Here is a 22,091-nt window from a genome sequence, read left to right as displayed (position 1 = left end):
CCGGTTTTTCTGACAAGCAGACGCCATTATTTGTGTCTGCCTATGTTCGTTAATTCGTTCATCAGGAAATTATCTCAATGTCACGTTATAAAACAGGTCATAAACAACCACGATTTCGTTATTCAGTTCTGGCCCGCTGCGTGGCGTGGGCAAATATCTCTGTTCAGGTTCTTTTTCCACTCGCTGTCACCTTTACCCCAGTAATGGCGGCACGTGCGCAGCATGCGGTTCAGCCACGGTTGAGCATGGGAAATACTACGGTAACTGCTGATAATAACGTGGAGAAAAATGTCGCGTCGTTTGCCGCAAATGCCGGGACATTTTTAAGCAGTCAGCCAGATAGCGATGCGACACGTAACTTTATTACCGGAATGGCCACCGCTAAAGCTAACCAGGAAATACAGGAGTGGCTCGGGAAATACGGTACTGCGCGCGTCAAACTGAATGTCGATAAAGATTTCTCGCTGAAGGATTCTTCGCTGGAAATGCTTTATCCGATTTATGATACGCCAACAAATATGTTGTTCACTCAGGGAGCAATACATCGTACCGACGATCGTACTCAGTCAAATATTGGTTTTGGCTGGCGTCATTTTTCAGGAAATGACTGGATGGCGGGGGTGAACACCTTTATCGACCATGATTTATCCCGTAGTCATACCCGCATTGGTGTTGGTGCGGAATACTGGCGTGATTATTTGAAACTGAGCGCCAATGGTTATATTCGGGCTTCTGGCTGGAAAAAATCGCCGGATATTGAGGATTATCAGGAACGCCCGGCGAATGGTTGGGATATCCGCGCAGAGGGCTATTTACCTGCCTGGCCGCAGCTTGGCGCAAGCCTGATGTATGAACAGTATTATGGCGATGAAGTCGGGCTGTTTGGTAAAGATAAGCGCCAGAAAGACCCGCATGCGATTTCTGCCGAGGTGACCTATACGCCAGTGCCTCTTCTGACACTGAGCGCCGGGCATAAGCAGGGCAAGAGCGGTGAGAATGACACTCGCTTTGGCCTGGAAGTTAACTACCGAATTGGCGAACCTTTGGCGAAACAACTCGATACGGATAGCATTCGCGAGCGTCGGGTACTGGCAGGCAGCCGCTATGACCTGGTTGAGCGTAATAACAACATCGTTCTTGAGTACCGCAAATCTGAGGTGATCCGTATTGCTCTGCCTGAGCGTATTGAAGGTAAGGGCGGTCAGACACTTTCCCTGGGGCTTGTGGTCAGCAAAGCAACTCACGGACTGAAAAATGTGCAGTGGGAAGCGCCGTCATTACTGGCTGAAGGTGGCAAAATTACCGGTCAGGGTAGTCAGTGGCAAGTAACGCTCCCGGCTTATCGTCCAGGTAAAAACAATTATTATGCGATTTCTGCGGTTGCCTACGATAACAAAGGCAATGCCTCAAAACGCGTGCAGACAGAGGTGGTCATTACCGGAGCAGGTATGAGCGCCGATCGCACGGCGTTAACGCTTGACGGTCAGAGCCGTATTCAAATGCTTGCTAACGGTAATGAGCAAAAACCGCTGGTGCTGTCTCTGCGCGACGCCGAGGGCCAGCCAGTCACGGGCATGAAAGATCAGATCAAGACTGAACTAACTTTCAAACCGGCTGGAAATATTGTGACTCGTTCCCTGAAGGCCACTAAATCACAGGCAAAGCCAACACTGGGTGAGTTCACCGAAACTGAAGCAGGGGTGTATCAGTCTGTCTTTACTACCGGAACGCAGTCAGGTGAGGCAACGATTACTGTTAGCGTTGATGGCATGAGCAAAACCGTCACTGCAGAACTGCGGGCCACGATGATGGATGTGGCAAACTCCACCCTGAGCGCTAACGAGCCGTCAGGTGACGTGGTTGCTGATGGTCAGCAAGCCTATACGTTGACGTTGACTGCGGTGGACTCCGAGGGTAATCCGGTGACGGGAGAAGCCAGCCGCTTGCGATTTGTTCCGCAAGACACTAATGGTGTAACCGTTGGTGCCATTTCGGAAATAAAACCAGGCGTTTACAGCGCCACGGTTTCTTCGACCCGTGCCGGAAACGTTGTTGTGCGTGCTTTCAGCGAGCAGTATCAGCTGGGCACATTACAACAAACGCTGAAGTTTGTTGCCGGGCCGCTTGATGCAGCACATTCGTCCATCACCCTGAATCCTGATAAACCGGTGGTTGGGGGTACAGTTACGGCAATCTGGACGGTAAAAGATGCCTATGACAACCCTGTGACCAGCCTCACGCCGGAAGCGCCGTCATTAGCGGGTGCCGCTGCTGAAGGTTCTACGGCATCGGGCTGGACAAATAATGGTGATGGGACGTGGACTGCGCAGATTACTCTCGGCTCTACGGCGGGTGAATTAGAAGTTATGCCGAAGCTAAATGGACAGAATGCGGCAGCAAATGCGGCAAAAGTAACCGTGGTGGCTGATGCGTTATCTTCAAACCAGTCGAAAGTCTCTGTCGCAGAAGACCACGTAAAAGCCGGCGAAAGCACAACCGTGACGCTGGTGGCGAAAGATGCGCATGGCAACGCTATCAGTGGTCTTGCGTTGTCGGCAAGTTTGACGGGGACCGCCTCTGAAGGGGCGACCGTTTCCAGTTGGACCGAAAAAGGTGACGGTTCCTATGTTGCTACGTTGACTACAGGCGGAAAGACGGGCGAGCTTCGCGTCATGCCGCTCTTCAACGGCCAGCCAGCAGCCACCGAAGCCGCGCAGTTGACGGTCATCGCCGGGGAGATGTCATCAGCGAACTCTACGCTTGTTGCGGACAATAAGGCTCCGACCGTCAAAACGACGACGGAACTCACCTTCACCGTGAAGGATGCGTACGGGAACCCGGTCACCGGGCTGAAGCCAGATGCACCAGTGTTTAGCGGTGCCGCCAGCACGGGGAGTGAGCGTCCTTCAGCAGGAAACTGGACAGAGAAAGGTAATGGGGTCTACGTGTCGACCTTAACGCTGGGATCTGCCGCGGGTCAGTTGTCTGTGATGCCGCGAGTGAACGGCCAAAATGCCGTTGCTCAGCCACTGGTGCTGAATGTTGCAGGTGACGCATCTAAGGCTGAGATTCGTGATATGACAGTGAAGTTTAATAACCAACTGGCTAATGGACAGTCTGCGAACCAGATAACCCTGACCGTCGTGGACAGCTATGGTAACCCGTTGCAGGGGCAAGAAGTTACGCTGACTTTACCGCAGGGTGTGACCAGCAAGACGGGGAATACAGTAACAACCAATGCGGCAGGGAAAGTGGACATTGAGCTGATGTCAACGGTTGCGGGAGAACACAATATTTCCGCTTCGGTGAATGGTGCTCAGAAGACGGTCACGGTGAAATTCAACGCGGATGCCAGCACCGGTCAGGCAAACCTGCAGGTAGACACCGCCGTTCAAAAAGTGGCAAACGGCAAAGATGCCTTTACGCTGACGGCGACCGTTGAGGATAAAAATGGTAACCCTGTTCCAGGGAGCCTGGTGACCTTTAATCTGCCCCGGGGTGTCAAGCCGCTTACAGGCGATAATGTCTGGGTGAAAGCCAACGATGAGGGGAAAGCCGAGTTGCAGGTGGTTTCAGTGACTGCCGGAACGTATGAGATCACGGCATCGGCAGGGAATAGCCAGCCTTCGGATACGCAGACTATAACGTTTGTAGCCGATAAGGCTACCGCAACCGTCTCCGGTATTGAGGTGATGGGCAACTATGCGCTGGCGGACGGCAAAGCCAAACAAACGTATAAAGTTACGGTGACTGATGCCAATAACAATTTGGTGAAAGATAGCGACGTGACGCTAACTGCCAGCCCGGCTTCGTTAAACCTGGAACCGAATGGCACTGCGACAACGAATGAGCAAGGGCAGGCTATTTTCACCGCCACCACTACTGTTGCGGCGACATATAAACTCACGGCGCAAGTGAGTCAGACCAACGGTCAGGTATCAACGAAAACTGCCGAATCTAAATTCGTCGCGGATGATAAAAACGCGGTGCTCACCGCATCATCTGATATGCAATCTCTGGTGGCGGATGGGAAATCGACTGCGAAGCTGGAGGTGACCCTGATGTCGGCAAATAACCCCGTTGGCGGGAATATGTGGGTCGACATTCAGACGCCGGAAGGGGTGACGGAGGAGGATTATCAGTTCCTGCCGTCGAAAAATGACCATTTCGTGAGCGGAAAAATCACGCGTACATTTAGTACCAGCAAGCCTGGTGTCTATACATTCACATTTAACGCCCTGACCTATGGCGGGTACGAAATGAAGCCAGTGACGGTGACCATTACCGCGGTGGATGCCAATACGGCAACGGGCGAGGAGGCGATGAAATAATATTAAGAGTATGAAAGTAACATTCTAATAAACAATAATGGCGTTGACATCTTCAACGCCATTATTTATTGAATTTCCTGACAGTAGTCTCGTTATAAATTCATTTAGACATAGCGACAGCTAAATCGGACGAACGGGAATAAAAATTTCGCAAACAACATCATTGCCATCCTTTTCTACGAAATCTTCATTGTAATAAAAGCGCTCAATATCGCTGCCGTTCACTCTGGCTAACCCCCTGGCAGGCAACTCTATCAGATAGATGTTACGCACCCAGTCAGGATAATTTTCCCAGTTTCCTTCATAACGGAAAGAGGCATAAAGTCCTCGGGTCGTTGTCCACTCTTTTGGCATGTCAGCATATTCACATACCGTACCAGCAAAAGTTTCAACCGTGAGCAAATCGACCGATTTTGTTGACGGTTCAAACGTGGAGACGAAATAGATATCCGTCTTAAAATTATTCATACATCTGGCTAAATGATGACGTCGCAGTTTGACTTCTTCATCCGGTGATTTATTCGACACTTCAATATCATATTTAAATGAATTGCCAAAAATAGGTGTCTCAGGAAAGTTGACTAATCTACACTCCGTCTTTTGCTGTTGACGTATTAAAAAAGAAGGGAAGATATTTACGAGATCCCAATAATCACGGTGGCGGTATACACGGGGAGAGCAGCCGAATAACTTTTTAAATTCGCGGCTGAATGATTGCTGTGAATCAAAATGCAAAGAGAGTGCAATATCAAGCATAGATTTCGCGGTGAGCCGGACAAGAATGGCGGCACGACAAAGCCTTCGTTTGCGAATGTATTCTCCCAAAGGCACATGCATGAAATTTCGGAACAGAAGCTGGATGTTGCGTCTGCTGTAGCCAGATTTCTGTGCGATATCTTCGATTGAAATAGGGTGCTCAAGATTGCACTCAATCCACTCCAGGAGCTGCTGTAGAATCTTCTGCCTGATCATCACATTCTCCGTTAATTCTTTGTCATATCGCACATTTTCGTTATGCCCTGGGCCCTAAGTGTATCAAAAACAGCAAGGCCCAAGGCAAAAGCACTGGTAGCGTCTGCTTCGTTGCCCCGAAAATAGAGAGGTTTCAGTCCTACATTATTAATGAATTTTTTGCATAAGTGATATCAAAATCCACATACTAATTTGAGGTTACGTTTTAACGTAGACTCATTGTTCATGCCTAATGGAGGGACTGACAGTGGAATTTTCCGTATTAAGTAACAATCTGAAAATGCCGATGATGGGATTTGGTGTTTTTCAGGTTACCGATAAAAACGTGTGCAAACAGTCAGTGTTGAACGCTATCCGCACGGGGTATCGACTCATCGACACTGCAGCGGTATACGGTAATGAAGATGCCGTCGGTGAAGCCGTTCGTGAAGCTATATCCGAAGGTTTATGTACCCGAGAAGAGTTATTTTTAACGTCTAAATTGTGGGTGCAGGATATGTTGAATCAGGATACGGCAGCAGCAGGTATTGAAGCATCATTAAAAAAATCGGGACTAGAATACTTCGACCTCTATTTATTGCATCAGGCTATGCGCGATTATTTCAGTGCGTGGCGTGCACTCGAAGATGCCTATGAAGAGGGCAAATTAAAAGCGATTGGGGTTTCCAATTTCTATCCTCATGTTCTGGCGAACTTTTGTGAAACGGTAAGAGTTAAACCGATGGTCAACCAGGTCGAGTTGCATCCCTATTTTGCCCAACCAGAGGCGCTGGCAACCATGAAGTATTATAACGTGCAGCCTGAAGCATGGGCTCCGTTAGGTGGTGGACGACATAAACCCTTTGAAAATAATCTGCTTCAGAGTATTGCAGATGCCCATCAAAAATCGATTTCTCAAGTCATTCTGCGTTGGAATATTCAACGGGGAGTGGTCGTTATTCCGAAATCGACACATCAACAGCGTATCGAAGAAAATTTTGCTATCTGGGATTTCTCACTGACAGAGAAAGAAATGGCACAAATTAGTTCGCTTGATTTGGGTTATGTTGGGGAGTCGGTAAAACATTTTAATCCTGAATTTGTTCGTGGTTGTCTTGCTGTAAAAATACATGATTGATATTAATCATGTATTTTACCTGAGACGACAAGAATCTTTTAACAGGGGAGTGATATTGATCTTCACTCTGTCATATCTCCGGTAATATGGCGTCAGGCTTCATCATCAGAAAGGGGGCCTGACGCCTGAAAAAGTGAACAACAGACAGTGTTCGGATTATCAATATTCAGTTTTTAACGTTGAACTGGATTCATTACTGCGTTGTTTAAGAATTTCCCGCGCCGAATCTGCCATTATCATGACAGCACCTGCCAGCATCAGAGTATCTTTCAATACCAAGCGACCAGCACCGGATAAATAAGGGAAACCATGATGAGCGTCACCCAATGCGGGTACCCATGCCTCCGGGGTGGTGATTAAAAATGAGAGTGTTACCAACGGTGTGGTAAATGCCATCAGCCCTCCCAATAAACCTAACCAGCGATTGACAGGATTAGCCAAAACCAGCAGAGCAATAATCACCTCCACGACGCCAAGACCGTTGGAAAAACCATAGGTATTATTGGCCGATTGCCATGCCCTTGCTTCTGGTTTGTATTCGCCTTCGTGAGTCAGATACTGTTTATAGTCTTCCGGGTGTTCATAAAAGAACGACATTAGTGGACTGTTTGCGACGAATGGTGTAATGCTGTCTGCCTCGTAAGGGACAAACTTTAATAACCCAATCCACATAAAAACAATCGCAATACTCAGACGAATCAATGTCAGGCCAATTTTATCTCCCCGACTTAACAGGTGCAGGTATTTTTCCATTGTGAACATCCTTATTTATACAATACTGCTGTTGCGGTTGAATTATTATCAATTCGCATCGATGTGACTTTCCAGGATGAAGCATTATATTTTCTGGCTATATCAGCAATGGCATCCTCCAGAACTGTCGGTGATGCTGATACTGACGAGACGCTGATATGTTTCAGAATTATTTTATCATCTGCATTGGTGGAAAATGCCATAACGCCAGATAATAGTGTTGCAAATAAAACGGATTTTTTAAACATATAAAATACCATCAATGAAGTGATTAAGAAGTTATAGAGTAACAGGGAATTAATAAGATTCTTTTCTCTGAGACGCCAGAATATTTGTTCTGGCGTCTGATTTTGAGTTTATTTGACTAATGAAAATAGATCATTGAGTGATTCGCTCATCGACGGATGAGTAAATATCTGATCGCGTAATATGCTATAAGGCAGCCCGGCATCCATCACCATTTTCACTATATTAATCATCTCGTGGGAGTCAACACACAGCAGTGATGCCCCTAATATACGTTGGGTTTTATTATCAACAATCGCTTTTAATACCCCACGGGTATCGTTCATCACTCTGGCGCGCGGAATTGCAGCTACAGGCAATGTCACCACCTGAATATCAGCACCACTCTCTCTGGCTTGTTCTTCTGTCATACCAACCCTGGACAGGGGCGGTGTCATAAATACGGAATAAGGCACATTTTTCCGATCATCAGTACTACGTTTGCCTTCACCCAGTAACTCATCACGTACAATGCGGTAATCATCCAGTGATATGTAAGTAAATTGCAGCCCGCCGGTAACATCTCCCATCGCCCAAATATTGTCTGCGGTGGTATGTAATCGCTTGTCAACGACAATTGCCCCGCGCTCGTTTACTGCGATACCGGCATTTTCTGGATGTAACGAAGCGGTAGCCGGTTGACGACCGGAAGCTATTAACAGTGCATCCACCGCCAGTTGGGCGTGCTCGCTATGCACTTGCACTTGATTTTCATGGTGACTGATTCGCTCCACATGGGCATTGAGGATAATATCGACGCCCTGATCGCGTAAAATCATCGCGATATTATCAGCAATATCCCGTTCTTCCCGAGGCAAAAACAGCGAAGCTGCTTCTAAAATGGTTACCTTGCTGCCAAAATTAGCGAACATAGAGGCGAACTCAACGCCAATATATCCGCCGCCCAAAATACCTAAATGCCCAGGCAATTCTTTTAGATTAAGTAATCCGGTGCTGTCATATACACCAGGCGTGGTGGTAATTCCAGGAATTGGCGGAACCACGGTTTGTGCACCAGTATTAATAAAAATTTTCTCGCCATGAATCTCCAGATTTCCCTCAGGCCGATGAACACGCAGGCTATGATTATTGATAAACTCCGCCTGGCCGTTGATCACGTCGATATTGGGCATATCTGCAAGATTATGAAAATTCTTATTACGTAAAAAATTAACCACTTCATTTTTACGCTGTATGGCACGGACAAAATCTGTGTGCTGCTGTGCGTCATGAACCAATGTTTTGGTTGGGATGCAGCCGATATTAATACAGGTCCCGCCATACATTGCATTTGATTGTTCGATGAGAGCCACTCGCCAACCTGCTTTTGCCAGCGTGACGGCTAATGTTTTTCCAGCCTTGCCAAAACCAATAATCACTGCCTGATATTTATTCATGATGATTTCCTGTCGAAACGTGTTCATTTGACATCATGACTATAGACGCAAAAGAGCAAATAACATTTCTTCACAACGCTTGATATTTTGTCTTATCGTCTGGTATTTTCTTTTTCTTAATCAGAATCACAAAACAAAAATCATGATTAACTATTTGATGGTATTAGATTAGTTATTTACTAAGATTGTTGGTGCTTCTAATCAAAAACCACTCAGGAGTCTGATATGGATGCCCTTAGCCGTTTGTTGATGCTTAACGCTCCACAAGGAACGATCGATAAGAATTGCGTGTTAGGAAGTGACTGGCAGCTTCCACATGGTGCCGGGGAATTATCGGTTATTCGTTGGCATGCGTTAACGCAAGGAGCGGCGAAGCTGGAAATGCCGACGGGAGAGATTTTTACATTACGCCCGGGAAATGTGGTCCTGCTACCACAAAATTCAGCTCATCGCCTGAGTCATGTCGATAATGAATCGACCTGTATTGTCTGCGGCACTCTTCGGTTGCAACATTCGGCGCGTTATTTTTTAACGTCTTTGCCGGAAACGCTGTTTTTAGCACCGGTTAACCACAGCGTGGAATATAACTGGCTGAGGGAGGCGATCCCGTTTTTACAACAGGAATCCAGATCGGCAATGCCGGGAATGGATGCTCTGTGTAGCCAGATCTGCGCTACATTCTTTACCCTCGCGGTGCGTGAGTGGATTGCACAGGTTAATACTGAGAAAAACATTCTCAGTTTGCTTCTGCATCCACGTCTTGGTGCGGTAATACAGCAAATGCTGGAAATGCCAGGACACGCCTGGACCGTCGAATCGCTGGCCAGCATCGCCCACATGTCCCGGGCAAATTTTGCCCAGCTTTTCCGTGATGTTTCCGGAACCACGCCGCTGGCTGTATTAACAAAGTTGCGTCTACAAATAGCGGCCCAGATGTTTTCCCGGGAAATGCTCCCTGTTGTGGTGATCGCTGAGTCAGTAGGCTATGCCAGTGAATCATCTTTTCACAAGGCGTTTGTTCGCGAGTTTGGTTGTACCCCGGGAGAATATCGGGAAAGGGTCAGACAGCTTGCACCCTGAATAAAACCGCCAGAAATCAGGGCAAAGATAATCCGCATTCCGGGAGTTGTGAGCCTTTCAACTATTTCTATTTCCAACGGTGGTTTGGGCTTTATATATTTTTTTTCTGATGGACTCTAGCTCAGTTTTTAAATAAAAATGCAAACTAAATTGCTTCAATTAAATAAAATCCCGACTATTACTTGATACGTGATTATTGTCGGTGATTTTTTTGTACACCATCAGTGTATATCTCAATAACCCCTGAATAAGTAGCTCTGAATAGGTATAAGGGATGTAGCCATTTTTAAATGGATTTCTTATGCCAAAAATGATCGTCGATTTCCCCATAAAATGTGAGCGATGCCGAAAGAAATAAAATTAGTTATTGCATTTGAAGTTTGGATGAAAGATTATCATTTGTCATACAAATGAGGGGTGGTATGTTGCTAGCCAATTAAAAAAGAATGCCATATTTATTGATGATTGATCCCCCGGAAGGGGGGAACCATCGGGAATAAATGGGCATGAAGTAATGGAGTATTAGTTGTGAATGTCAATTTCTTTGTCACCTGTATTGGTGACGCCCTGAAATCAAGAATGGCACGAGACTCCGTGCTGCTACTGGAAAAACTCGGCTGTCGTGTAAATTTCCCGGAGAAACAGGGATGCTGCGGTCAGCCTGCGATCAATAGTGGTTATATCAAAGAAGCGATTCCAGGGATGAAAAATCTGATCGCCGCACTGGAGGATAACGACGATCCCATTATTTCACCAGCTGGCTCTTGCACCTATGCCGTAAAAAGTTACCCGACGTATCTGGCGGATGAACCTGAATGGGCATCACGAGCCGAAAAGGTTGCCGCGCGTATGCAGGATCTCACCTCTTTTATTGTTAATAAATTAGGGGTAGTCGATGTCGGTGCCAGTTTGCAAGGGAGAGCGGTGTATCACCCATCTTGTAGCCTGGCCCGTAAGCTGGGGGTGAAGGACGAGCCACTTACGCTGCTGAAAAATGTGCGTGGACTGGAGCTGTTGACCTTTGCTGAACAGGATACCTGCTGCGGATTTGGCGGCACGTTCTCGGTCAAAATGGCCGAAATATCCGGCGAGATGGTGAAAGAAAAGGTTGCGCACCTGATGGAAGTCCGCCCTGAGTATTTAATTGGTGCTGACGTGAGTTGCCTGCTGAACATCAGTGGGCGATTACAACGGGAAGGGCAGAAAGTCAAAGTGATGCATATTGCTGAAGTGTTGATGAGCCGCTGAGGATATAAAGATGTCGATCAAAACCAGTAATACAGATTTTAAGACACGCATCCGTCAGCAAATTGAAGATCCGATCATGCGCAAAGCGGTGGCAAACGCGCAGCAGCGTATTGGGGCAAATCGGCAAAAAATGGTCGATGAATTGGGGCACTGGGAGGAGTGGCGCGATCGGGCCGCCCAGATACGTGATCATGTTCTGAGTAATCTCGACGCTTATCTGTACCAGCTCTCAGAAAAAGTGACGCAAAACGGCGGTCACGTCTATTTTGCAAAAACCAAAGAAGACGCTACCCGCTACATTTTACAGGTTGCCCAACGCAAAAATGCCCGGAAGGTGGTGAAATCTAAATCGATGGTGACCGAAGAGATTGGTGTCAATCATGTGTTGCAGGATGCTGGCATTCAGGTGATTGAAACCGATCTGGGTGAATATATTCTCCAGCTGGATCAAGATCCGCCATCTCATGTTGTGGTCCCGGCAATTCATAAAGATCGCCATCAGATCCGTCGAGTGCTACACGAACGTCTGGGCTATGAGGGGCCGGAAACGCCTGAAGCGATGACCTTATTCATCCGGCAAAAAATCCGCGAAGATTTCCTCAGTGCTGAAATAGGTATTACCGGCTGTAATTTCGCGGTGGCAGAGACAGGTTCGGTATGCCTGGTGACCAATGAAGGTAATGCGCGAATGTGTACCACGCTGCCTAAAACGCATATTGCAGTGATGGGAATGGAGCGTATTGCCCCCACGTTTGCCGAGGTAGATGTATTGATCACCATGCTGGCGCGCAGTGCCGTTGGTGCACGTTTGACGGGATACAACACCTGGCTGACAGGACCGCGCGAAGCGGGGCACGTTGATGGTCCTGAAGAGTTTCATCTGGTTATTGTCGATAACGGGCGTTCTGAGGTGCTGGCCTCTGAATTTCGGGATGTGCTGCGCTGTATTCGCTGCGGGGCTTGTATGAATACTTGTCCGGCATATCGCCATATTGGCGGTCATGGATATGGCTCTATTTATCCAGGGCCAATTGGTGCGGTGATTTCTCCGCTACTTGGCGGCTATAAAGATTTTAAAGATTTACCCTACGCCTGCTCTTTATGCACAGCTTGTGACAACGTGTGTCCAGTGCGTATTCCGCTGTCAAAACTGATTTTGCGTCATCGTCGGGTGATGGCTGAAAAAGGGATCACCGCAAAAGCAGAGCAACGGGCGATAAAAATGTTCGCTTATGCCAATAGTCATCCAGGATTGTGGAAAGTCGGGATGATGGCCGGCGCTCATGCGGCAAGCTGGTTTATCAATGGCGGCAAAACTCCACTCAAATTTGGCGCGATTAGCGACTGGATGGAAGCACGCGATCTTCCTGAAGCTGACGGAGAGAGTTTCCGTAGTTGGTTTAAGAAACATCAGGCGCAGGAGAAAAAGAATGGATAATCGAGGCGAATTTTTGAATAACGTTGCTCAGGCACTGGGTCGCCCGCTGCGACTTGAACCGCAAGCAGAAGATGCGCCGCTTAACAACTATGCTAACGAGCGGCTTACCGAACTTAACCAACAGCAGCGCTGTGACGCGTTTATTCAGTTTGCCAGCGATGTTATGTTGACGCGCTGTGAACTGACCAGCGAGGCGAAGGCGGCAGAAGCTGCAATACGACTGTGTAAAGAGCTGGGAGATCAGTCGGTCGTGATTAGCGGTGACACGAGGCTGGAGGAATTAGGGATTAGCGAACGTTTGCAGCAGGAATGCAATGCCGTTGTTTGGGATCCGGCGAAAGGTGCCGAGAATATCTCGCAGGCAGAGCAGGCTAAAGTGGGTGTCGTGTATGCTGAATATGGTTTAACCGAATCGGGAGGCGTGGTTCTTTTTTCCGCCGCCGAGCGTGGGCGTTCATTGAGCCTGCTCCCGGAATCATCTCTTTTTATCCTGCGTAAAAGCACTATTCTGCCGCGTGTAGCGCAACTCGCAGAAAGATTGCATCAGAAAGCGCAGGCCGGTGAATGCATGCCGTCATGTATTAACATCATCAGTGGTCCCAGCTCAACGGCGGACATTGAGCTTATCAAAGTCGTCGGGGTTCATGGTCCGGTGAAAGCGGTGTATCTGATTATTGAGGATTGCTGAGAGAGGTATGAAGTCTGGACATAAACCTGAAGAAGGCATACGAGGTTGAAAATAGCGTTAAGGACAACCTGACTTAACCCCGTTCCGTCATGGTTATGCTCCTCTTCTGTAAATATCCTGGCATTACTAATGCCAGGATATTTACAGTGAAAAAGACAGGCATCCATTCCTGAAAACGGGTTCCCTTCCCGGTCATTGTCACTTCAGCTTTATACAGGCACTCTCTATCAGAATGCTGTTTATTACTGCCCAGAGTTTTGTTGGTATTCATCTACCATTTTTTTGACAAGGCAAAACATTACAGAAATCACAATGCTTAGAAAAAATCCCAGAGCCAGGCAAATGGCAGCAGGGTATTTATGTTTTATTTCTGGTGAGCTTATAGTTACACAGCCATCACCGTTCGGATACAATGACCAGTTCCTGGTCAGGTATATCATTTTTGTATAAAGCTCACTGTTAATTGCTGAAGGCGTTTGTATCTCATCAAGAACTTGCCTGCCATTATGGTATTCTGACGCATACCATTTGATAATAGACGCCTGCACGCGAGATATTTCCGCTTCAGCAGTTGGTAAATCTCTCTTATCTCCTGACCATTCCAGCTTTATTTCTCTGTTCTTGACATCTGGGCTGGTCTGAAAAAATGTAGTAATTCGCTGAATAACATCTTCAGTCATTGTGGTCTGACAGGCAAAGTTATTATTGCTATCACAGTTAACAAGTATGCCGGGTGTTGTCTGGTTTATTTTTAGGCTGTAAATCACTTTTATATTGTCTTTATTGATATACAGAAACAACAGCACCATTGCCATACAGATAGCCATAATAAAAAGGATAACACGAATCTTTTTCTTCAGATAAAATAAAATCTCAATCAGATCGATATCCTGTTTGATTTGTTCATTCATAATATATCCAGAAAATGAAATCTGTCGCAGATAAGGTTGTATTAATAGTCTGTATCAGGAATGTTCGGGTTAAATATCAGCAAAAAACCAGCATCATGAATACTGGATATTTATAGCCTGCAGGCAGCATACTGCTGCCTGCAGGGGGTATAACAGCCGACAGGGGAACCGACTGCTTTATTCTTACCAGGTCACATTGATACCAACTACACCCTGTAGCGGGTTCTCAATGTCGTCACCTTTGGTGTAGTCAAGGCTTGCATATGCTCCCATGTTTTTGGTGATATCAGCCTGTACACCTGCGCCCACGCGGAATGCTGCACCGTCAATGCTGGCATTGACAGACTCATCACCCAGACGGACTTTGTTGCCATCAGAGAATTCGTTCAGTGCGGCCAGATTCAGATAAGGTTTAACGCTCGCGTTGCCCACAGCGAAGTCATAACCCACGCGCGTACCGGCCTCACCCAACACAGAGTTATAGCTGTCAGAATGAACGTCCACGCCGTTGAGCTGATAATCCACACCTTCCAGAGTCAGCGCAGACAGTTTGGCATATGGCTGAATAAACAGGCCATTACCGTCTTTCCATGTGTAACCGCCTTTAACCATCGCACCGAAACCATTGGTGTTAAAGTCAGCTTTGATGGTACCGCCACCATTCATCAGGCGAACATCTGCCGTGTTGCTGTAATGACCAAACTGTGCAGCAGTATCAATGAAGATACCGTTGTTATACTGGCGGCTCAGGTAAGCGTGGAAGCTGTAACCTTCAGTGTCACCTTTGCTCTGCATGGTGGTCATGTCACCTTTCGCAGAAGACATCGCCACACCGGCCAGCCAGCTACCATCTTCAGTCATGAAGCGGGTATCACCACCCAGCATTACACCGTTTACATCCAGGTCATAGGATGCATTTCCCGCGGTGGTATGTTTCTGTTTACCGCCAAAGTACTGAATCCATACGCCACCTTTGTCATTTTCGCTCAGACGGACAGCATCCTGACGGGCTGAGAGAGTGTCAGCCTGCAGATTAGCAACGTTAGCCGGAGCTGCTGCCATTGCCTGAATCACGGAGCTGGCGTTGGATGCTTTATGCGTGTTTTTTACGAAATAAAAGTTACCATCAGCTCCGTGTGTCAGGTCATATTGATACAGACCACCTTCCGTTGTGCCTGTGGCTTTTAGAGTGCTGTCTTTGCCGGTAGAAATAAATGCCGTTTGTTCATTGATAGGATCCAATGAACCCGCACTGTAAACACGCAAGTTACCGCTCGCTTTACCGCTGATATCCAGGGTGTTTTCAGAAGAGGCATCAACAATCAGCGTGCCGTTTTGAGAAGCAAACGTGCCAGTATTGACTGTAGCCTTCGTGATATTAACCGCACTGTCTTTTACTGCCAGAGCATCAACAGTTGAGGATCCCGTAACATTCCAGACAGACCCGTTTTGCAGAGATACGTTGGCATCTCCTGCCCCTGAAACTTTGCCTTTCCAGACTGAACCATCGGAAAGATTTATATCCAGTTTACTACCCGCTTTATCGCCGCTATTGAAGGTATAAGCATTACCTTCCCAGTAAGAGCGGGCAACGTTCATGTTTACATTTGTTGTGGTACCGGCTGAATTCTCGCTTGCAGAAAGGGTATGGATATCAGAGTAGATGGTTGAATCGGCGACAGATAAATTTAAATTTTGCGTTGCTGAACCTGCTCCTTGTGCCGAAGCAGAGGCATAAATTGTTTGTTTATTATTAGCCGCCCCAATTACTGAGTCATCCTTAATATTCAGATTGACTGTATGAGTTCCCGTATTCTCCTTGGCAATAAGTATTGTTTCAATCCGGCCATTAATAATATTTGATCCAGCAAGGGTAATGTTGTCGGTTGCATCACCGTTAAAACCATTCAATACGCTACCCTTTTGAGCAAAAATTGCCGTAGAGCCGTTGCTGGAACTCTTATTACCTTGAGCATTTATGGTTGTACCATTTAGCGTTAAATTATTTCCCGTGGTCGCTTCCAGAGATATACCTGTCGCACTACTTTTTTCATTTTTTGCAACAAAGTTACCGCCATTAACAACAACATCGCCTGTTGAAGAAATGACCATTGCAGTTCGGACATAGGTACCTTCACCTTGAGCTGTGATGGTGGAGCCTGTAGCATTAATCACAACATTTTTGTTACCGCTAACTTTTACACCTTCAACGAAATCTTGGTTTACCGTTGATGCGGCGGTAATATCATGACCACCAAAAGTAACATTAAGGTCTTTATCTGAATCTGACGTTTCAATTGTTACGGCTGTAATCTTTTTATCACCGTTAATAACAACATCTTGATCCAGAGTTGTCTTATCTTTATCCAATGTAACCGGTGTAGTTGATACCGCGTTATCAGCAGCGAATGCTGGTGCAGAAAGAGCCATAACAATAGCTGTCGCTAATGCGCTGCGGTAAAATGCCTTATTGTTTTTCATGAAGAAATTCTCCATTCTGGTAACTAATTTCAATTTCCCACTTATTTATATTTATGCAGAGATAAAGCCTGCGTCCCTGCATTTACCACCACGGAATACCTGTTGGTATTTCCGTTTTCACGCAATGTCATGGCATTCGTTTTTTCCAATGCATTTCCATCACCGTGAAATTTATTGCTGCTCAGCAGCAGGGCTTCCCGCAATGACATGCTGTCCGGTATTCCCCAACGCTTTTTTAGCGACTGCTCGGCAAGCCATATCTGTCTTATCCCCGTTTTGAGAAACTGCGCACTGTATTCCCAGCTGTGTCCGGCAAGAAGCAACGACAACACCTTCTTTTGCTTTTCCGGGAAGCGTTCTGACATGACGATTGTCTTTGTGCGGTTATTCACCTCTTTCATAAAGACAGAGTAACTGTCCATAACTGGCAAAATTTCTGCATGTTTCAGCCCTGAAAACCCACCAGAGGTATTTGCAATACTGATGACATGCTCTACTGACATTCCTGGTTTCAGTAACCTCAGGTTTTTGAGAACGCCAGAAATACTCACATCCGGTGGCAGAAAAAAGGGCGCGACGCACAACACCACCACGAATGAGTGATCCCGATAAAATCGGAACCACATTTCAGCGCATTCGGCAGGTCGCCCTGCCGATATCACGACACTCTGTGGCCTGTGCCGCAATTTATTGCGTAACTCCTCTTCTGTTTTGATGCAGGTAACATTGCCGACAGAACCGGTTGATAGAGCTACGAACTGCGCTGGTACGATTCCTGAGGGACAGAAAAGAACGAAACGCATCCTTCCCTCACAGATGTCAGTACGCCAGCACGCTGTACAGGCTGTACAGCGTGCCTCCCAATCCTGCAGCCCAGAGCAGTAGAAATATTTTGGCTCCTACACTGTAGCGAGTCCGTATGCGCCGCAGTGGGGGGTAGTAACAACGCTGCTGTGTCATAACAATCCTGGTCTTTTTTTAGACATATTTTTTCTTTGTCCGGAAAGTACTTTTCCGGATATGGCGTCAGAATTTATTGATTCACCAACGGCAACTTTCTCTGGATAAAGAATTCCGGATACCATGTTCTGCACATACTGAGTGAGTCGATGAGCGGAATGTTGTCCGACATATCTTGCATGTAGCCGTATATTCCGTTTCACTCTGCTGTCACCGCATCCCGTATAGAGCAGCCTGAAATCGCTCAGAGTTCCCAGTCCAAGTTTCATTAATGCCCGTGTGGCAATCGCATGCAGGGTCTTTGAACTGCGTTGTTCATAACGGGCAATCTCACTGAAACTCATGCCCTGCATCAGAATCTTAAGCACGCTCAACTCCCGTGCAGTCAGCAGCCAGAAATCACTCATATCGCCGGGCAAAGGACGTAGTAACCAGCGGATAATTTGATTCTGATAACGACTCGCTGTCAGCAGGGTGCTTATGCGTGGGAAGCCATAGTACAGACTTGCAGCAGGAGCATTATCGAACCAGTCGGAGTCACCGGTCAGGCAGACCTGCCATTGCCCGGCATCACTCCGCAAGCGGACAAGACAAGCCAGAAGAACCAACTCCCCCGAAGGAAGCGAAGGGATATCAGCTAACAGGTAGCCACAGGAGGTCTTTAAAATGAATTCAACCTCTGTAGTGACGTTGCTGTACACCCGCACGAGATACCTGTCCGTTGGGATGAGAGACTCCAGTGCCAGCCTGGTGAACTGACAGGCACTGATAATAACCAGAGGCTTCTTCATTCAGACTCGTCCACGCCATTGCTACCAAACCTGACATTTTGATTCAAAATGTCAGGTTTGGTTTAATTGCCTGAATATTTAATTTTCTTGGAATATAAATCTAATTTGTTTGATTTTTATTGTTTTTAATTTGGTTGCATGTTAACAACATGAGTGAAAGTTAATCACTGGTATGACCTTGGCGGTTAATCATTTCAAATCATGGGGTTATTTTACTTTAGCGAGAAATATCAACATGTTATGTGTTTTATTGAATTGAATGGGCTGTTTTTTTATGGAAGAATTGAGGAAAACGTAGGAATCTGACATTTTGAATCAGAAGATACTGTTTTAACGAGGCTTTTTTTTCCACACCCCTTTAAATCGAGCAGCATTACTGGCTGTGTATCTGACAGTATGCTGGATATTTCGATGACCCAGATAATCCTGAAGTAGTCGGGTATCGACACCATTGTCAGCCAGAGCAAAACCACAGGCATGACGTAACATATGAGGATGTGCTTTTACAGCTAATCCTGCACGTCTTCCAGCCTCACGAATGATAGAAAAAAAATGTTGTCTGCTGATAGGGCGGCGTTTCCGGGAGAGAAAAAGCCAGTCTCCTTCAACTCCGTTTTCAATTAACTTCCTCTGCTTAAGCCACAACTTGATCAAATTATATTCATCAGGAAGAAGAGGATGTGTTGTCGAGAAACCATTTTTAATCCGCCGAATATTAAGTTGTTTTCCTGATGCATCAATATCGGATAAACGTAAATCAAGAAGTTCACTGGCCCTAAAACCGTGAATGAAAGCCATCATAATTAGACAGCGATTTCTTTCAGGAAAGGACATGCTCTGGGCTGCATCCATCAGCCTGTAGACTTCATCCTGTGTGAGATATTTTCTCGTCATACGCCACCGTGTACAGTTGTAAAAAAGAGAGGCACACCCAGATAAGTATGCCTGCAATCAGAACGTTATCGATGTAATCTCATTATCTCATTAATAAGATTTTTTGAATAGTAGTTCTACGCAATAGACTAAATATGAACTATTTATTGTGCTGCTTTTCTACAAGCCATTTTTAATGCGTGTTTTTATCTACATTGATGTGAAAAAATAAATATAAAAGCTATGAATTACAGGGCGTGGGGGATGTGTGTTACGTCTAATGTTTTAGTGATGTTTAGTAGTTTTGAGATATTTGACGTTATTTCTTATGAGGTTGTCTTTATTATTTATCTTATTGATTTTATATGCATTTTGTCGTTCAATGAAGTTGTGGTGTAGAAAATAAAAATTTAATATCATTCCCGTTAATTTACAATAACACATTGTTGTAAGATATTTTTTAGTCGTAAGTAAATCATTATTGATGGGTTCTGCTAATAAATTAAAGATGTTCTCTTAAATAGTTTTTTGCTTTTTGTAAATATTAATTTGTTTATTTTTGATTCATTTGCTGGAGAGTATTTCAACAATTTTTATTTTTCGCATAAACTTATTAACAACTTTTTATTATCAATTGGAAATCAATGTAAACTAAAATGTTAGCGAAGCGATAATCTTGTGCTAAAAAATATTTAAGCATGATGATTAATTAAAGAAGAGTAAAAATAAATCACTGTTAATAAATTATACGAATTGTGTTTAAAGCTCCACGTTGTTTTGGTCTGACTTATTTTTGTCCTCGTTACAAGAACCCTTTTCGTATATGCTAACCGTGAGCGGGAGTGAACAAGTCACCATAGCCAGGAACACTAGCGGCGTAATTCTTAAGCTGAGTGGCATTTCACCTGCGGTTTATCAGTGCATTCATAGCACCTTCATCAGCGAGATTGAACGAGTCAGCTTAGAATTTGCTGGCGAGGTTGTCACTATGAAGCATGAGAGTTACCCCTATGTTTTATATAACGATTCTGTCCCCATACCTGGAACGGTAACTCTCAATCTGATCGGTTCCTGAGTCAGTTCAAATCACGACTCATTTTTTTCGCTCTCACCGGCATCCCATTTGCCACAAAATATCCCGCCGTGCTCCTCGGCAGCGCTTCCTGTCCACGAATCATATCCGCTATTTTCTCGCCAATCATAATTGTCGTGGCGTTCAAATTCCCGGTGATAATCTGCGGCATAATCGACGCATCCACCACACGCAGGCCTTCTAACCCGTGTACGCGGCCTTCGCCGTCAACCACGGACATCTCGTCGTAACCCATTTTGCAGGTACCGCACGGATGGAAGGCGGTTTCGGCGTGGTTACGCACGAACTCATCGAGCTGTTCATCCGTCTGACATTCCGTGCCGGGGCTGATTTCGCGGCCACGATACTGATCCAGCGCGGGTTGATGCATGATCTCGCGGGTGATGCGAATTGCGTCGCGGAACTCCTGCCAGTCCTGCTCGTGCGACATGTAGTTAAACAGAATCGCCGGATGCTGGTGCGGGTCGCGGGATTTAATCCGCACATGCCCACGGCTTGGCGAGCGCATTGAGCCGACGTGGCACTGGAAACCGTGCTCTTTCACTGCATTCGAGCCGTTATAGTTAATCGCTACTGGCAGGAAATGGTACTGAATATTCGGCCACGCAAATTCCTCACGGCTGCGAATAAATCCACCTGCTTCAAAGTGGTTGCTGGCACCAACGCCAGTGCCGCCAAACAGCCACTCCGCACCGATTTTCGGTTGGTTCCACCACTGCAGTGCAGGGTAGAGGGAAACCGGTTCTTTGCACTCATATTGCAGATACATCTCCAGATGATCCTGAAGATTTTCGCCGACGCCGGGTAATTCATGCACCAGCGGAATATCAAACTCCGCCAGCAGTTCAGCGTTGCCGACGCCGGAGCGTTGCAGGATCTGCGGTGAGGCAATCGCGCCTGCACATAACAGCACTTCTTTGTTGGCCGTTGCGCGGGTTGGGATGGTGCTGTCGCCTTCCAGCCATTCGACGCCCACCGCGCGTTTGCCGTCAAAAATGATGTGATCGGTCATAGCGTGAGTACGAATGGTCAGGTTAGGGCGCGATTTGGCCTGATCGAGATAACCGCGCGCGGTACTGGCGCGACGGCCCTGCGGCGTGACGGTGCGATCCATCGGGCCAAAACCTTCCTGCTGATAGCCGTTGAGATCGTCCGTGCGCGGGTAGCCTGCCTGCACGCCCGCTTCAATCATCGCTTCAAACAGCGGATTGACGCCGGGTTTGGAGGTGGTGACGCTCACCGGGCCATCGCCACCGTGGTAGTCGTTCTCGCCCACATCGCGAGTCTCGGCCTTGCGGTAGTAGGGCAGGCAGTCGAGATAACTCCAGTTCTCCAGACCGGGTTCTTGCGCCCAGTTATCGAGATCCAGCGCATTGCCACGGATGTAGCACATGCCGTTGATCAGCGACGATCCACCCAGGCCTTTACCGCGTCCGCACTCCATGCGGCGGTTATTCATAAACGGTTCAGGCTCTGTTTCATAGGCCCAGTTGTAGCGTTTGCCCTGTAGTGGGAACGCCAGCGCTGCGGGCATCTGGGTGCGGAAGTCAAAGCGATAGTCCGGGCCGCCCGCTTCAAGCAGCAGCACGGAGGTATTCGGATCTTCAGTCAGACGGGTAGCGAGAACGTTGCCGGCTGAGCCGGCACCAATAATGATGTAGTCAAATTGCAAA

The 22,091-nt window shown here is 46.7% G+C and carries 17 protein-coding genes; 7 read left to right on the top strand and 10 right to left on the bottom strand.

Annotated features, from left to right (window positions below):
* Positions 1 to 77: 77 nt before the first annotated feature.
* Positions 78 to 4,331, top strand: a complete 4,254-nt coding sequence (gene fdeC / locus ACJHW7_RS15085; protein WP_021556517.1) for an inverse autotransporter adhesin FdeC — start codon at positions 78 to 80, stop codon at positions 4,329 to 4,331.
* Positions 4,332 to 4,451: 120 nt separating this feature from the next.
* On the opposite strand, the gene ACJHW7_RS15080 is transcribed toward fdeC, so the two are convergent.
* Positions 4,452 to 5,303: a helix-turn-helix domain-containing protein gene (locus tag ACJHW7_RS15080; protein ID WP_000621020.1), complete on the bottom strand. Its 852-nt coding sequence runs from the start codon at positions 5,301 to 5,303 to the stop codon at positions 4,452 to 4,454.
* Positions 5,304 to 5,550: 247 nt separating this feature from the next.
* Between ACJHW7_RS15080 and ACJHW7_RS15075 the strand changes: the two genes are divergently transcribed.
* Positions 5,551 to 6,420 carry an aldo/keto reductase gene (locus tag ACJHW7_RS15075; RefSeq protein ID WP_021556518.1) on the top strand — a complete coding sequence of 290 codons (870 nt, stop codon included), beginning with the start codon at positions 5,551 to 5,553 and terminating at the stop codon, positions 6,418 to 6,420.
* A 159-nt stretch (positions 6,421 to 6,579) separates the two neighbouring features.
* Here ACJHW7_RS15075 and rclC read toward each other — a convergent pair whose 3' ends face one another.
* The 3 genes from rclC to rclA all read right to left on the bottom strand — a co-directional run bounded on the left by rclC (position 6,580) and on the right by rclA (position 8,855).
* On the bottom strand, positions 6,580 to 7,173 hold the full coding sequence (gene rclC / locus ACJHW7_RS15070; RefSeq protein WP_001306921.1) for a reactive chlorine species resistance protein RclC: 594 nt from the start codon (positions 7,171 to 7,173) through the stop codon (positions 6,580 to 6,582).
* 11 nt (positions 7,174 to 7,184) lie between these two features.
* The gene (gene rclB, locus ACJHW7_RS15065; RefSeq protein WP_000474077.1) at positions 7,185 to 7,421 is read right to left on the bottom strand and encodes a reactive chlorine resistance periplasmic protein RclB; all 237 of its coding nucleotides are present in this window, start codon (positions 7,419 to 7,421) and stop codon (positions 7,185 to 7,187) included.
* 108 nt (positions 7,422 to 7,529) lie between these two features.
* Complete coding sequence (gene rclA / locus ACJHW7_RS15060) at positions 7,530 to 8,855, bottom strand: reactive chlorine resistance oxidoreductase RclA (RefSeq protein WP_021556519.1); 1,326 nt, start codon at positions 8,853 to 8,855, stop codon at positions 7,530 to 7,532.
* A 225-nt stretch (positions 8,856 to 9,080) separates the two neighbouring features.
* Here rclA and rclR point away from each other — a divergent pair, with 225 nt between their 5' ends.
* The 4 genes from rclR (at position 9,081) to ACJHW7_RS15040 (ending at position 13,309) form a co-directional block, all read left to right on the top strand.
* The gene (gene rclR / locus ACJHW7_RS15055) at positions 9,081 to 9,935 is read left to right on the top strand and encodes a reactive chlorine-specific transcriptional regulator RclR (RefSeq protein ID WP_021556520.1); all 855 of its coding nucleotides are present in this window, start codon (positions 9,081 to 9,083) and stop codon (positions 9,933 to 9,935) included.
* A 528-nt stretch (positions 9,936 to 10,463) separates the two neighbouring features.
* Positions 10,464 to 11,183, top strand: a complete 720-nt coding sequence (locus ACJHW7_RS15050; protein WP_001102115.1) for a (Fe-S)-binding protein — start codon at positions 10,464 to 10,466, stop codon at positions 11,181 to 11,183.
* 10 nt (positions 11,184 to 11,193) lie between these two features.
* A complete protein-coding gene (locus ACJHW7_RS15045) occupies positions 11,194 to 12,621 on the top strand; it encodes a LutB/LldF family L-lactate oxidation iron-sulfur protein (RefSeq protein WP_000023918.1) in 1,428 nt (475 codons plus the stop codon).
* Positions 12,614 to 13,309, top strand: a complete 696-nt coding sequence (locus ACJHW7_RS15040) for a lactate utilization protein C (protein WP_021556521.1) — start codon at positions 12,614 to 12,616, stop codon at positions 13,307 to 13,309. Before ACJHW7_RS15045 ends, ACJHW7_RS15040 begins: the two co-directional genes overlap by 8 nt.
* Before the next feature lie 242 nt (positions 13,310 to 13,551).
* Here the strand turns inward: ACJHW7_RS15040 and ykgH are convergent, their stop codons facing one another.
* The 5 genes from ykgH to ipbA all read right to left on the bottom strand — a co-directional run bounded on the left by ykgH (position 13,552) and on the right by ipbA (position 19,346).
* Positions 13,552 to 14,220: a protein YkgH gene (ykgH, locus tag ACJHW7_RS15035; RefSeq protein ID WP_021556522.1), complete on the bottom strand. Its 669-nt coding sequence runs from the start codon at positions 14,218 to 14,220 to the stop codon at positions 13,552 to 13,554.
* Positions 14,221 to 14,403: 183 nt separating this feature from the next.
* Positions 14,404 to 16,701: an outer membrane autotransporter HyxB gene (gene hyxB, locus ACJHW7_RS15030; RefSeq protein ID WP_021556523.1), complete on the bottom strand. Its 2,298-nt coding sequence runs from the start codon at positions 16,699 to 16,701 to the stop codon at positions 14,404 to 14,406.
* Positions 16,702 to 16,742: 41 nt separating this feature from the next.
* Positions 16,743 to 17,504, bottom strand: coding sequence for a protein HyxA (gene hyxA / locus ACJHW7_RS15025; protein ID WP_001213049.1), 762 nt, complete (start codon positions 17,502 to 17,504; stop codon positions 16,743 to 16,745).
* Positions 17,505 to 17,657: 153 nt separating this feature from the next.
* The gene (hyxR, locus tag ACJHW7_RS15020) at positions 17,658 to 18,452 is read right to left on the bottom strand and encodes a LuxR family transcriptional regulator HyxR (RefSeq protein WP_001362383.1); all 795 of its coding nucleotides are present in this window, start codon (positions 18,450 to 18,452) and stop codon (positions 17,658 to 17,660) included.
* A 330-nt stretch (positions 18,453 to 18,782) separates the two neighbouring features.
* Entirely contained in the window at positions 18,783 to 19,346 is a 564-nt protein-coding gene (gene ipbA, locus ACJHW7_RS15015; RefSeq protein WP_001362381.1) for a tyrosine-type DNA invertase IpbA, read from the bottom strand.
* A gap of 243 nt (positions 19,347 to 19,589) precedes the next feature.
* On the opposite strand from ipbA, the gene ACJHW7_RS15010 reads away from it, so the two are divergent.
* A complete protein-coding gene (locus tag ACJHW7_RS15010; protein WP_021556524.1) occupies positions 19,590 to 19,724 on the top strand; it encodes a hypothetical protein in 135 nt (44 codons plus the stop codon).
* Positions 19,725 to 20,401: 677 nt separating this feature from the next.
* Here the strand turns inward: ACJHW7_RS15010 and betA are convergent.
* The gene (betA, locus tag ACJHW7_RS15005; RefSeq protein ID WP_021556525.1) at positions 20,402 to 22,090 is read right to left on the bottom strand and encodes a choline dehydrogenase; all 1,689 of its coding nucleotides are present in this window, start codon (positions 22,088 to 22,090) and stop codon (positions 20,402 to 20,404) included.
* Position 22,091 lies beyond the last annotated feature (1 nt).

This window comes from Escherichia sp. WS1152 (assembly GCF_046487665.1).
GTDB lineage: Bacteria > Pseudomonadota > Gammaproteobacteria > Enterobacterales > Enterobacteriaceae > Escherichia > Escherichia coli.
The sequence above is the reverse complement of the archived record's forward strand: the minus strand, read 5'-3'. Positions and strand labels throughout refer to the sequence as shown.

Bases quoted from the DNA above. Each gene is read 5' to 3' on its own strand.
- hyxB (WP_021556523.1), bottom strand. From the start codon at position 16,701: ATGAAAAACAATAAGGCATTTTACCGCAGCGCATTAGCGACAGCTATT.
- ykgH (WP_021556522.1), bottom strand. From the start codon at position 14,220: ATGAATGAACAAATCAAACAGGATATCGATCTGATTGAGATTTTATTT.
- fdeC (WP_021556517.1), top strand. From the start codon at position 78: ATGTCACGTTATAAAACAGGTCATAAACAACCACGATTTCGTTATTCA.
- rclR (WP_021556520.1), top strand. From the start codon at position 9,081: ATGGATGCCCTTAGCCGTTTGTTGATGCTTAACGCTCCACAAGGAACG.
- ACJHW7_RS15040 (WP_021556521.1), top strand. From the start codon at position 12,614: ATGGATAATCGAGGCGAATTTTTGAATAACGTTGCTCAGGCACTGGGT.
- hyxA (WP_001213049.1), bottom strand. From the start codon at position 17,504: ATGCGTTTCGTTCTTTTCTGTCCCTCAGGAATCGTACCAGCGCAGTTC.
- rclA (WP_021556519.1), bottom strand. From the start codon at position 8,855: ATGAATAAATATCAGGCAGTGATTATTGGTTTTGGCAAGGCTGGAAAA.
- ACJHW7_RS15045 (WP_000023918.1), top strand. From the start codon at position 11,194: ATGTCGATCAAAACCAGTAATACAGATTTTAAGACACGCATCCGTCAG.
- ACJHW7_RS15080 (WP_000621020.1), bottom strand. From the start codon at position 5,303: ATGATCAGGCAGAAGATTCTACAGCAGCTCCTGGAGTGGATTGAGTGC.
- hyxR (WP_001362383.1), bottom strand. From the start codon at position 18,452: ATGAAGAAGCCTCTGGTTATTATCAGTGCCTGTCAGTTCACCAGGCTG.
- ACJHW7_RS15010 (WP_021556524.1), top strand. From the start codon at position 19,590: ATGTGTGTTACGTCTAATGTTTTAGTGATGTTTAGTAGTTTTGAGATA.
- ipbA (WP_001362381.1), bottom strand. From the start codon at position 19,346: ATGACGAGAAAATATCTCACACAGGATGAAGTCTACAGGCTGATGGAT.
- rclC (WP_001306921.1), bottom strand. From the start codon at position 7,173: ATGGAAAAATACCTGCACCTGTTAAGTCGGGGAGATAAAATTGGCCTG.
- rclB (WP_000474077.1), bottom strand. From the start codon at position 7,421: ATGTTTAAAAAATCCGTTTTATTTGCAACACTATTATCTGGCGTTATG.